This window comes from Arsukibacterium sp. UBA5043 (assembly GCA_002415085.1).
Taxonomy (GTDB): Bacteria; Pseudomonadota; Gammaproteobacteria; order Enterobacterales; family Alteromonadaceae; genus Alishewanella.
This window is the reverse complement of sequence record DIBV01000016.1, coordinates 72771-84482: the sequence shown is the minus strand read 5'-3', so window position 1 is coordinate 84482 and position 11712 is coordinate 72771. Positions and strand designations below refer to the sequence as shown.

Sequence of the window (11712 nt, the reverse complement as noted above, 5' to 3'; positions counted from 1 at the left end):
AACTGCTGTGTGTATACGTGACAAGCGCTGTCAGGTTCAGCCAGCGTGCAGCATTAATTCATCGGCCACCTGATTGCGGCCTCGTTCTTTGGCCAGCTTTAACACTTGTGAGCTGCGGGCTAAAAACTGATACCAGCTTTCTTTAGCCTGAAATAACGAGACACCCAGCGAAATAGTGACCTTGGGCAGGCTTTTTTTATCGCGGGAAGAGACGAACCGAAGTTTTTCAACACCTTTACGTACCTGCTCAGCTATTTCATTAGCGGTACGTAAGTCGATATCTGGCAGCAACAATAAAAACTCTTCACCACCTGAGCGCACCGGCATACCGCTGGCTTGCACATAGCTACCGACTTTTCGCGCCACTTTACTCAAAATAACATCACCGATCGTTTGGCCATAATCCTGATTAAAGCGACTGAAATGGTCAATATCAACTACGATGGCGGCGATTCGTCGTTCAGGTTGCTCTGATAACCAAATATCAACCTGATTTTGCATTGCAATTCGATTATAAAGACCGGTTAGCGGATCCTGCATCCGTTGTAACTTAAGTTGTTCGAGTTCATGACGTAGTTGATGGCTTTGTTTATTCGCCATAGCCAGCTGGCTATGTAATTGCTGTTGCTGCTGTTGATATAACTGTGCCTGGGACAGAATAATCCCGGAGATATCGGTTACTTTGGCAGGAGCAGTAGCTAAATCATGTAATTGTTGCTCTAATTGCTGAATAAACTGGCCGGTAGCTTCTGCTGCTAAATCAGTATAACCAGATAAACGGCCAACAATACCCGTTACCTCATGCAGCAGTTGTTCCTGCTGCGCGTTTTCATCAGCCAGCCAGCGCTGATAAAGCTCGACCATAATAAAGTCGTCAAATGCCGTTTTGCTGGCCAGCTTTTGCTCAACGGCCTGACACAGGCCGGCATTATTACCGCTAATATAGTCGTAGGCCACCGCATAGTTGATAGGGTGAATAGCAAGTTGGTTATGCTGCAGGAAAGCTTTTACTAAACCCGCTTTTTCCAGCGCTTGTTGCAGCGAGTCCTGATACTTCATAAGACGATATTGAGCTCCGGGGCCAATCATTTTATTATTTTTTTCAGGCCCCATAGTAACCGAATCCGGCTCGCTGGCAACCTGCTATGTAAACAAAATCGTTCAGTCGCTGAAAATAGCGGCAAACCATCTGTTAAATCTCGGCTCAGCGGCAGGTTTTGTAAGTTTAAGCGGCTTTATTCATGGCCAAATCAGGTTACAATCGTTAACAACACGGGATACAGGGAACAATACGATGCGCATTATATTTACAATGACTTTCTTACTGCTGAGTCTGGCGGGGTGTGCTGCAGGGCCGTTACAGAATGATCCCGATCAGCATTTTACTGAGTTAGCGGAGCAGCTTTGGCAGGCCGAAACCACGCTAACCGCGAGCGAACCAGATCGCTTGCCCGATATGTCGCCGGCAGCCTTAGGTGCCCGTCAGCAGCAACGGTTAAAGTGGCAGCAACAATTGCAGCAAGTGGATGTAGCTAAGTTGTCGGAACAAAACCAGATCAACCATGCCATTCTGGCGTACCGGTTGGCTAATGATATCGATGAGTACCGGTTCAATGCACATTTAACACCGCTAACCTCAGAGTCAGGCTTCCATACGTCGGTGGCAATGATGTTGCAGCGTAGCGCTTTACGCCAGCTGGCAGATTATGAAAATTACTTACAAAAACTGGCGACTGTACCCGTTTATATGCAGCAACAGACAGACTGGATGCGCCAGGGGCTGTTAACCGGCATTACCCAACCGAAAGCAGTACTGGCAGGCTTTGAGCAAAGTATCAGCTCGTATATTACTGAAGACATGGCGGCCAGCGTATTTTTCCGGCCATTTATGACCAAACCAGATACCATTAGCGCCATTAAGTGGCAGCAGCTGCAGGACCGCGCACAGCAGATTATCGTGCGTGAGGTTAACCCGGCGTATCAGGCATACTATGACTTTATGGTGCAGGACTATATTCCTGGTGCCCGCGATACGATTGCTGCCAGTGCATTGGCCGATGGCGAGGCTTTTTATCAGAACAGACTTGAACACTACACCACGCTTAAGCTTACCCCGCAGCAAGTACACGATACCGGGCTGGCAGAAGTAAAACGTATTCGGGCCGACATGCAGGCCATTATTGAGCAATTGGGATTTGCAGGGAGTTTTGCTGATTTTATTCAGTTCTTGCGCACTGATCCGCAGTTTTATCCGCAATCTGATCAGGAGTTAATGCGTTATGCTGCCTGGTTATCCAAGCAGGCCGATGCCGAGCTACCCCGGCTTTTTAAAACGCTGCCCCGCACGCCTTACGGTGTGGTACCCGTACCGGCTGAAATAGCGCCAAAATATACTACCGGGCGGTATTCAGGCGCTTCACGCGATGATCAGGCAGGATTTTACTGGGTAAATACCTATGCACTGAATCGTCGTCCCTTGTATGAGATGCCAGCACTGACTTTGCATGAAGCGGTACCGGGCCATCATCTGCAAATCTCACTAGCTCGGGAGCAAGCCAGCTTGCCGGACTACCGGCGTAGTTTTTATACCTCAGCATTTGGTGAGGGTTGGGGCTTATATGCGGAATATCTTGGGCTTGAAATGGGCTTTTACGACGACCCATACAGCAATTTTGGTCGCCTGACTTATGAAATGTGGCGGGCAGCAAGATTAGTGGTCGATACCGGTATGCATAGCATGGGCTGGAGTCGGCAGCAGGCTATCGACTTTCTGGCGGCAAACACGGCGTTATCGATGCACAACGTTACCACTGAGATTGACCGTTATATCAGCTGGCCAGCCCAGGCCTTGTCTTATAAATTAGGCGAAATTACGATCCGGCGCTTAAGAGCCGAAGCTGAACAGAAGCTGGCGGATAAATTTGATATCCGTCGTTTTCATGACGTGGTATTAAGTAATGGCAGTGTACCGCTGGCGGTTTTAGAACAGCAGGTTGCTGCTTATATCAGCACACAATTGGCTGAAGAACCGGCTGAATGACTCTGGCTTGGTTGCTGGCTTGGTTGCGATAATAAAAACAGCCGGCATTAGCCGGCTGTTTACTATTAGTGCTGTACAATTAGCGTTATACAATTTGAATAGCTTCTGAATAGCTGAAACGTTAGCTGTTAGTTGGACAATATCAGTAGCAACGTGACACTAATGCCTGAGGATAACAGTAGGCGCAGTATTGATCTGACCTTCGTTATCTATTGCTGCTATTTTATCGCCAGCAAACAACACCGCTATTTTGTGTTTGTCTTGCTTGCGTACAAATCGTAACTCATAGCCGAATCGCTGTAACTCTGCTACGGAAAATTTCTGTGCTAAATTCAGTTCTTCCCAGAAATAATGCATGTCCTTATCCGTCTGGCGCCGCTCTTGAATCATACCTGGCTCCAACTGCAGGGATTTAATTTTTTGGATTCAGTCAGGCCGGTTGGGATAGCGCCATTATGGTTAGCCATTGGGCACACGTAACAGGCATAACAGAAAGTCTGTTGCCTTTACGTACCAATGGCAACTCTATCAGAGTAGCTAAATTCTTTAACTTGTCCAGTCGGATGAGTTGAGACATTTTGCTGACAAACTGTAAATCGACCGCGACCCAACGCGGTTTCTGCCCGGTTGCCTTACTATCAAAATAGCGACTGTGGTTGTCAAACTGGCTGGGATCGGGGTAAGCCGCTTTTACTACCCTGGCGATACCAGCTATACCTATATCCTTGCAACTTGAGTGATATATAAAAACCTGGTCACCGATAGCGACGTTATCCCGTAAAAAGTTTCTGGCCTGATAATTACGGACGCCTTCCCAGACTATCGGCGTGGTGGGGGCTCGGGCAAAGTCATCAATACTGCATTCGTCCGGTTCGGTTTTAAATAACCAGTAGTTCATCTTTGCCAGGCCCCTTGCTTTGCGGCAGAATAGAGATTGCAGAGTGTAGCAAAAGGACCGCTGAATGAGTCAGGTATTAGAGAATTTGTTATCGTTATTAAAACTGGAAACGATTGAGTTAGGGCTTTACCGGGGGCAAAGTCAGGATTTGGGATTTAAAGCGGTTTTTGGCGGTCAGGTAATGGGGCAGGCCTTGTCAGCCGCAAAAGAAACCCTGGCAGAAGAGCGAAAGGTACACTCATTTCACTCATATTTTTTACGGCCCGGTGATGCCAGTAAACCCATCGTGTATGAAGTTGAAACGATTCGTGATGGAAAAAGTTTCAGTACCCGCCGGGTCAGTGCCATTCAGTACGGTAAGCCGATTTTTTACATGACCGCCTCATTTCAGACCGAAGAGCAGGGCTTCAACCATTACGATCCGATGCCCGAGGTCCCTGAGCCCGATGACTTGGTGTCTGATCTGGCATTTTATCAACAGCACGCCTCATTAATCCCAGAAAGCCTGCGCAGCAAATTTATTTGTGAGAAACCGATAGAGATGCGGCCGGTCGATTTTCAAAATCCGTTTCAGCCTCAAGTCAGCGCGCCCAAGCGCTACGTCTGGTTTAAAGCGAATGGCAATATGCCAGATGATATCCGGGTTCATAAATATTTGCTGGCCTATGCATCAGATTTTAATTTTCTGCCAACGGCGTTGCAGCCGCATGGGGCATCCTTTATGGCGGCCAATATGCAAGTGGCGACGATTGATCATGCCATGTGGTTTCACCAGGATTTCCGGTTCGATGACTGGCTGCTCTATGCGGTAGACAGCCCGCGGGCCAGTGGCGGCAGGGGGCTGGTGCGTGGTCAGTTCTTTAACCGCAATGGCGAGCTGGTGGCGTCAACGATGCAGGAAGGTGTTATTCGCCGTTATGCCAGCCCCCGTTAGGGGGCAGTGTGTTGTGGCATAATGCTTTGTAGCGTTTGCAAGATGTCGTTTCTTAGTAAGGTATTCACAGTTTGCGTCAGTTGTTGCAAACGCAAACTGCTGCATACCTGATTGTTACTATTGGTGTGGCTGATACCCGCCTCTTTCAGAGCATTGACCAACGTGGCAAACAACCCTTTGTCATAATATTCCGGTGCAATAATACCGTGCAGGTTAAGCAGTCGCTGTGCCAGTTGATGAGCACGATTTTCCAGGTCTGCACGGTGAATTGGCCCTTGGGCAACGATCAGATTTAACACAATAGCATAGCGTTGCAACGTATCTTCAGCGTTATGTGCCAGCAGGCTTAACATAAAATAGTGTCGGCTTTGCTGGGCGGGGGCGTAATAGTTAACGCCATCAGATTCAATTAAACCTTGCTCTGTCATAAATTGCAGTAATGCCTGGCAGTAGGTACGTAGCGAACTGACATATAAAAACAGCTCGGCTTTGAGCAACGGATACAATTGTTCAATATCACTGAGCAACTGCTCACTGCTGATACTTCGCTGATGCAGCACTGATGATGCCAACAGTGATGGCAGCATAAACAAGTGCAATATGTTATTTTTGTAATAGGTGGCTAACACACTATGTTCAGCGTTCAGGCCGATAAGCTCACCAAAACCGTCTGAGGTACTTTGCACCTTTTGCAAGGTTAGGGCGTGGGTGATCAGGCTGTCTGCATCACCCTGAGGTAAGCTGATATTGGGGTGATAAGGCACATGTCGCTGCAGATCCAGGTAAAAACTAAGTTGCTGCGCCAGCTCATCCCGGGTCAGGATGTGTTTGTCAGTAGCCAGAATGCTTAAGGCGATCAAATTAGTGGCGTTAAGCGCTGCAGCCTGATTAATGTGCTGCATTACCTGATTAGCCAGTTTAGCGACCAATGGGTTTAACCAGTTTGGTTTTTGCACTTCCAGCGGATGAATATGGCTTTTCCAGTCACTGACCTGCTGACTCAGGTACTGATTAAGCTGAATAGGTTCACCGAAGTTGACGTAGCCGTAACCATAATCCCGCAAATTGCGAATGGCTTTAAGCACGCCGCCAATGGACTCTTTTTTCTTACCCGACCCCTGCAGCTCATTTACATAAGTACTGACTTCCATCACATGCTCGTATCCCAGATAAACAGGGACCAGCGTGACAGGGCGTTCTATACCGCGCAGCATTGATTGCACGGTCATTGCCAACATGCCGGTTTTAGGTTGTAACAGCCGGCCTGTGCGGCTGCGGCCGCCTTCTGAGTAGTATTTTACGGCGTAGCCTTTGCTAAACAGCTGACTCAGATATTCCCGGAATACCGCAGAATATAATTTATTGCCACTAAAACTACGCCGGATAAAAAACGCGCCGCCGCGGCGGAAGATGGTGCCTGCCGGCCAGAAATTTAAGTTAATACCAGCCGCAATGTGCGGCGGCACCAAGCCCTGGTGATAAATAACATAACTTAACAGCAGGTAATCCATGTGACTGCGATGACATGGTACATAGACAATTTCATGACCTTTCTGCGCCAGATCACGCAGCATATCAGCATTATTTATTTTGATACCGCTATACAGTTTTTTCCAGAGCCAGCTTAGCACCCGGTCACCCACCCGCAAGGTAGATTCACGATAATCGGCAGCGATCTCCTGCAGCAGTTTGTGGGCCTGCTGGCGCGCGACTTTAAGTGACACTTTTTTTGAACGCGCTTCGTCTTCAATAGCCTGCTTTAAAGCAGGGGAAGCCAGCAACGCATTAAACAGCTGACTGCGATTAACCAGTTTAGGCCCGGTCGCCGCCAGTTTTTGCCGGTAAAAATGAAATCGTGACATGCGAAGCAGTTTGCGTGCCGTATCCGCTTTATCACCAAATTGCGCCGCCATCTGGGTCAGAGATACCGCCCGGCTTAACCGGACCAGAGTGTGGCGGCCGGACACCAGAACAATCACAAACTTAGCGAGCCAATGCGGCGCGTTTGCTTCTCCAAGCAGCCATTTTATACTATTTTCCTTGCCTGGTGCCCGGCCCCATAGTATCGAAACTGGCACCAGCTGTGCATTCAGTTCAGGGTTGACAAGATGAAGCTGAAGTAACTGCTGGCCCTGCTTCAGCGCCTGAGTTTTGCTTCTGCCGCCAACAACACTGTGAGGTTTTTCGAGAAATAACGTGCGGGCCAGTTGTGTCCCATCCAACGTAACCGGCTGCAGTGGGTCGGGCAGGCTAAGATGCTGGCATACCCGGCGCAGCGTAGCCAGATCGCTGGCCGACTCTGTATGGCACACATAAAAAATCGGCCGGGTTTTATCCAGTGCCAGCTCACTGACTGTATTGTCAGGAACAATTTTAAACTTAACCAGCAGTCGCAATGGCCATTTCAATAACGCGGTACACAATGACAACACAGAAAACATACAAATTCCGACCGTGAACACAGACTTACAAGAATATCATGGAAGCCACAACTGGCAAATTTGTCGTGCAGACAAAAACTTGGCAATTGCTAAAAGGCTGTATATACTCACAGTAACCACTGTATAGGTAGCCAGCATTATGAGACCACTTACGCCGCGTCAGGCAGAGATTTTGCAACTTATCAAAGATTATCAGTCCGAGACCGGTATGCCACCCACCCGGGCTGAAATTGCCAGCCAGCTTGGTTTTAAATCAGCCAATGCTGCAGAGGAGCATTTAAAGGCACTGGCCAAGAAAGGTGTATTAACGATGATGCCGGGAACCTCGCGCGGCATAAAGTTACTCGAAGATGACCACGAGCCAGAGCAGTTAGGTTTGCCTTTAATAGGCAAGGTCGCCGCCGGGCAGCCTATTCTGGCGGCAGAGCATGTGCAGAATCATTACAAAGTTGACGCCCATTTATTTAAACCCCATGCCGATTTTCTGTTGAGGGTTCAGGGGATGAGTATGCAAGATATCGGTATTCTGGATGGTGACTTACTGGCCGTTCATAAAACCTCAGATGCTCAGCCTGGTCAGGTTGTGGTCGCCAGGGTTGATGACGATGTTACCGTAAAGCGGTTTCAGCGGGACGGTCATCAGGTATTATTACAGCCCGAGAATAAAGACTTTAATGTGATTAAAGTAGATTTACGCCAGCAGCAATTTGCCATAGAAGGTCTGGCGGTTGGGGTAATTCGTAATGGTAGCTGGTTATAAAAAACTATTAGCTCAATAAGTTAATTGTTAATTAAAGCGCTGGTATGACCTGTTGGTTTTGCCGGCGCTTTTGCTATTTAGGGGTTTACACTGGCGCTGATTTGGATGATTCTTAGACGAAGGGTGCTGAAAAAAATATCAGTTGCCAAGATGGGTTACTGCGGCGGCAGTTAAAATTAAAAAAACTATAACAATAATAAACTAAAGAAACGTCATACATAGGTTCGGGGGCTAGCGGTATTCACCGTATATTCTATCGGTATTCGCCGTGTATTACTGTGTACAGGTTTCTGCGGTTTGCTTTGCAAATGACAGAGGAGAAGTACAGTGGCGAAGACGAGTAGTATACGTTGGACGCTGCCGACCTTGCTTTTAGCCGCATCGGCTAATGCAGCAGCTATGCCTTTAAATATGACCAGAGGCGTAACGGAGATCAGCCAGGAGGTTTACAGCCTGCACATGCTGATTTTCTGGATTTGCTGTGTTATCGGGGCAGTGGTTTTCGGGATAATGTTTGTGTCTATCCTGTTACACCGAAAAGCGCGGGGCGTGCAACCGGCTCAATTTCATGAAAGTACCAAAATAGAAATTCTGTGGACCGCTATTCCGGTCGTAATCTTAATTGGTATGGCTATCCCTGCTTCCAAAACGCTGATCGCCATGGACGACACTTCTGCAGCCGATGTCACGGTTCAGATAACCGGGTCGCAATGGAAGTGGCACTATAAATATCTGGGCAGTGACCTGGAGTATTTCTCCGTTCTTGCCACCCCTCGAGAGCAAATAACCAACCGGTTTGCCAAGGGTGAAAACTATCTGTTGGAAGTAGACAGACCTCTGATTATCCCTACCGGCAAGAAGATACGTTTCCTGATGACCTCAGATGATGTTATTCATTCCTGGTGGGTACCGGCATTTGCGATTAAAAAAGACGCTAACCCCGGGTTTATCAATGAAGCCTGGACCCGGGTAGAAGAGCCAGGAGTTTATCGCGGTCAATGCGCAGAGCTCTGTGGTAAAGATCACGCTTATATGCCGATAGTGGTTATAGCAAAAAGCCCTGACGACTATGCTGCGTGGAAATCGGGCGAAGAAACCCGGATTGCACAAGAAAAAGCGGCCGAGCAGGAGTTACTGGCCATGAATATGGATATGTCAGAGCTAATGGCCAACGGCGAGCGTACTTACATTGCCTACTGCGCAGCTTGTCATCAACCTAATGGTGCTGGCTTACCCGGTATTTTCCCTTCTCTGGCAGGTAGTGAGCTTATCTTAGCTGATAAAACTGCCCACATTGATATCGTATTAAACGGCAAAGCCGGCACTGCAATGCAGGCGTTTGGCCGTCAGTTAAGCTTAAAAGAATTAGCATCTGTCCTGACTTACACCCGCAATGCCTGGGGTAACGACACCGGAGACGCCGTTCAGGCCGCCGACGTTTATAAAGTGCAGCAGGGTGAGGGAGAATAATAATGTCTGTAGTAATTACTGAACCACATGACCATGAAGAGCAGCATGAGCATCATGATCATAAACCGGGCGGCATAAAACGCTGGCTTTACACCACTAACCATAAAGACATCGGTACCATGTACCTGATCTTTGCGCTCATCATGTTTTTTATTGGTGGCACCATGGCCATGATCATCCGTCTGGAGCTATTTCAGCCGGGGATGCAATTTGTCGAGCCTCACTTCTTCAACCAGATGACCACGGTACATGGCCTTATTATGGTATTTGGCGCAGTAATGCCTGCCTTTACCGGGCTGGCCAACTGGATGATTCCAATGATGATTGGCGCCCCGGATATGGCGCTGCCCCGGATGAATAACTGGAGTTTCTGGATCCTGCCATTTGCTTTCCTGATCTTGTTATTGTCGTTATTTATGCCTGGCGGTGGCCCAAGCTTCGGCTGGACATTCTATGCACCATTATCCACCACTTATAGTGGTGACAGCACAGCGTTGTTTGTGTTTTCTGTCCACATAATGGGTATATCGTCCATCATGGGTGCGATCAACGTTATTGTAACCATCTGGAATATGCGGGCACCTGGCATGACCTGGATGAAAATGCCGCTATTTGTCTGGACCTGGTTTATCACAGCATTCTTGTTGATTATGGTTATGCCGGTTCTGGCGGGCGTGGTCACCATGGTGCTGACCGACAAATACTTTGGTACCAGCTTTTTTGATGCCGCCGGCGGGGGCGACCCGGTGCTGTTTCAGCACATATTCTGGTTTTTCGGTCATCCTGAAGTGTACATCATGATTTTACCAGCCTTCGGTATTGTCTCCGCAATTATCCCTACCTTTGCCCGGAAAAAATTGTTTGGTTATGCCTCGATGGTATATGCAACGGCCAGTATCGCTATTCTGTCATTTCTGGTGTGGGCGCATCATATGTTTACAACGGGTATGCCGGTATTCGCTACGTTGTTCTTTATGTATGCCACCATGCTGATTGCTGTGCCAACCGGGGTGAAAGTATTTAACTGGGTGGCGACAATGTGGCGCGGTGCCATGACATTTGAAGTGCCAATGATGTTTGCCCTGGCCTTTATTGTATTGTTTACCATTGGTGGCTTCTCTGGCCTGATGCTGGCAATAACCCCGGCAGATTTCCAGTATCACGATACCTACTTTGTGGTCGCGCATTTCCACTATGTACTGGTGACGGGCGCCATTTTCTCCATCGTGGCAGCAGTTTATTACTGGTTGCCGAAGTGGACCGGCAATATGTATGACGAAAGCCTTGGCCGCTGGCATTTCTGGTGCTCGTTAATTTCGGTAAACCTGTTGTTCTTTCCGATGCATTTTGTTGGCTTAGCCGGTATGCCGCGTCGGATCCCGGACTACGCGCTGCAATTTGCGGACTTTAATGCCTTTATCAGTATTGGTGGTTTCCTGTTCGGTTTATCACAGCTGATTTTTGTCTGGGTATTGATTAAATGTGCCCGTGGCGGTGTGAAAGCAACCGATCAGGTTTGGGAAGGTGCAGAAGGTCTGGAATGGGAAGTACCATCGCCTGCGCCGTATCACACCTTTGAAACACCCCCGGTGATTAAGTAAGGAGTAGACCATGGCGCAAAACAAACCGTTAATTGGCAAGCTGATCCTGGTAGCTCTGGCAATGTTTGGCTTTGGCTTCGCTCTGGTCCCGCTTTACGACGTGTTTTGTGATTTAACCGGTATTAATGGTAAAACCGCGGCAGTTGCTGCAACAGGTGACAATGCTGTTATTGACACCAGCCGGGTTATTACCATTGAATTTCTGGCGCGGCCAAACAAAGACATGCCCTGGGTATTTAAACCTGAAGTTCAGACCATGACGGTACACCCCGGTGAAATTCATATTATGAATTATCTGGCAGAGAATCCGACTGGCCGGCTGATTGTTGGTCAAGCTGTTCCGTCGGTTTCACCAGGCCAGGCAGCGCTGTATTTTAATAAAATTGAATGTTTTTGCTTTAGCCAGCAACAACTGGCTGGCGGTAAAGATATGCTGATGCCACTACAGTTTTACGTCGACCCGGCCCTGCCGGCTCAATTTAATACCATAACCCTGAATTACACCCTGTACGATGTCACTCAGGCCTGGACGGCTCAGCAACCACAACAAGATATTATTGGGGAATAA

10 protein-coding genes are annotated in these 11712 nt (G+C 48.2%); 6 read left to right on the top strand and 4 right to left on the bottom strand.

Annotated elements, in window-relative coordinates; genetic code table 11:
• Window positions 1-36: 36 nt before the first annotated feature.
• A complete protein-coding gene (locus B2Q61_RS13505) occupies window positions 37-1059 on the bottom strand; it encodes a GGDEF domain-containing protein (RefSeq protein WP_290618308.1) in 1023 nt (340 codons plus the stop codon).
• A 235-nt stretch (window positions 1060-1294) separates the two neighbouring features.
• Here B2Q61_RS13505 and B2Q61_RS13500 point away from each other — a divergent pair, with 235 nt between their 5' ends.
• Window positions 1295-3040, top strand: coding sequence for a DUF885 domain-containing protein (locus B2Q61_RS13500; protein WP_290618310.1), 1746 nt, complete (start codon window positions 1295-1297; stop codon window positions 3038-3040).
• A 159-nt stretch (window positions 3041-3199) separates the two neighbouring features.
• Here the strand turns inward: B2Q61_RS13500 and B2Q61_RS13495 are convergent, their stop codons facing one another.
• Complete coding sequence (locus B2Q61_RS13495; protein WP_290618312.1) at window positions 3200-3430, bottom strand: hypothetical protein; 231 nt, start codon at window positions 3428-3430, stop codon at window positions 3200-3202.
• Window positions 3431-3470: 40 nt separating this feature from the next.
• Complete coding sequence (locus B2Q61_RS13490; protein WP_290618314.1) at window positions 3471-3938, bottom strand: EVE domain-containing protein; 468 nt, start codon at window positions 3936-3938, stop codon at window positions 3471-3473.
• A 64-nt stretch (window positions 3939-4002) separates the two neighbouring features.
• Here B2Q61_RS13490 and tesB point away from each other — a divergent pair, with 64 nt between their 5' ends.
• Window positions 4003-4872 (top strand): acyl-CoA thioesterase II, encoded by an 870-nt coding sequence (tesB, locus tag B2Q61_RS13485; RefSeq protein WP_290618316.1) that lies wholly within the window; start codon window positions 4003-4005, stop codon window positions 4870-4872.
• Here the strand turns inward: tesB and plsB are convergent.
• Window positions 4869-7313: a glycerol-3-phosphate 1-O-acyltransferase PlsB gene (plsB, locus tag B2Q61_RS13480; RefSeq protein ID WP_290618318.1), complete on the bottom strand. Its 2445-nt coding sequence runs from the start codon at window positions 7311-7313 to the stop codon at window positions 4869-4871. The two genes, tesB and plsB, sit on opposite strands and share 4 nt — an antisense overlap.
• 139 nt (window positions 7314-7452) lie before the next feature.
• On the opposite strand from plsB, the gene lexA reads away from it, so the two are divergent.
• From lexA to B2Q61_RS13460, 4 genes are all read left to right on the top strand, one after another.
• The gene (gene lexA, locus B2Q61_RS13475) at window positions 7453-8073 is read left to right on the top strand and encodes a transcriptional repressor LexA (protein ID WP_290618320.1); all 621 of its coding nucleotides are present in this window, start codon (window positions 7453-7455) and stop codon (window positions 8071-8073) included.
• A 399-nt stretch (window positions 8074-8472) separates the two neighbouring features.
• On the top strand, window positions 8473-9543 hold the full coding sequence (gene coxB / locus B2Q61_RS13470; protein WP_290621894.1) for a cytochrome c oxidase subunit II: 1071 nt from the start codon (window positions 8473-8475) through the stop codon (window positions 9541-9543).
• Window positions 9544-9545: 2 nt separating this feature from the next.
• Complete coding sequence (ctaD, locus tag B2Q61_RS13465; RefSeq protein WP_290618322.1) at window positions 9546-11144, top strand: cytochrome c oxidase subunit I; 1599 nt, start codon at window positions 9546-9548, stop codon at window positions 11142-11144.
• A gap of 10 nt (window positions 11145-11154) precedes the next feature.
• Window positions 11155-11712, top strand: a complete 558-nt coding sequence (locus B2Q61_RS13460) for a cytochrome c oxidase assembly protein (protein ID WP_290618324.1) — start codon at window positions 11155-11157, stop codon at window positions 11710-11712.

Coding starts and splice junctions, on each gene's coding strand:
- B2Q61_RS13505 (WP_290618308.1), bottom strand. CDS start 1,059: ATGAAGTATCAGGACTCGCTGCAACAAGCGCTGGAAAAAGCGGGTTTA.
- B2Q61_RS13500 (WP_290618310.1), top strand. CDS start 1,295: ATGCGCATTATATTTACAATGACTTTCTTACTGCTGAGTCTGGCGGGG.
- B2Q61_RS13495 (WP_290618312.1), bottom strand. CDS start 3,430: ATGATTCAAGAGCGGCGCCAGACGGATAAGGACATGCATTATTTCTGG.
- B2Q61_RS13490 (WP_290618314.1), bottom strand. CDS start 3,938: ATGAACTACTGGTTATTTAAAACCGAACCGGACGAATGCAGTATTGAT.
- tesB (WP_290618316.1), top strand. CDS start 4,003: ATGAGTCAGGTATTAGAGAATTTGTTATCGTTATTAAAACTGGAAACG.
- plsB (WP_290618318.1), bottom strand. CDS start 7,313: ATGTTTTCTGTGTTGTCATTGTGTACCGCGTTATTGAAATGGCCATTG.
- lexA (WP_290618320.1), top strand. CDS start 7,453: ATGAGACCACTTACGCCGCGTCAGGCAGAGATTTTGCAACTTATCAAA.
- coxB (WP_290621894.1), top strand. CDS start 8,473: ATGCCTTTAAATATGACCAGAGGCGTAACGGAGATCAGCCAGGAGGTT.
- ctaD (WP_290618322.1), top strand. CDS start 9,546: ATGTCTGTAGTAATTACTGAACCACATGACCATGAAGAGCAGCATGAG.
- B2Q61_RS13460 (WP_290618324.1), top strand. CDS start 11,155: ATGGCGCAAAACAAACCGTTAATTGGCAAGCTGATCCTGGTAGCTCTG.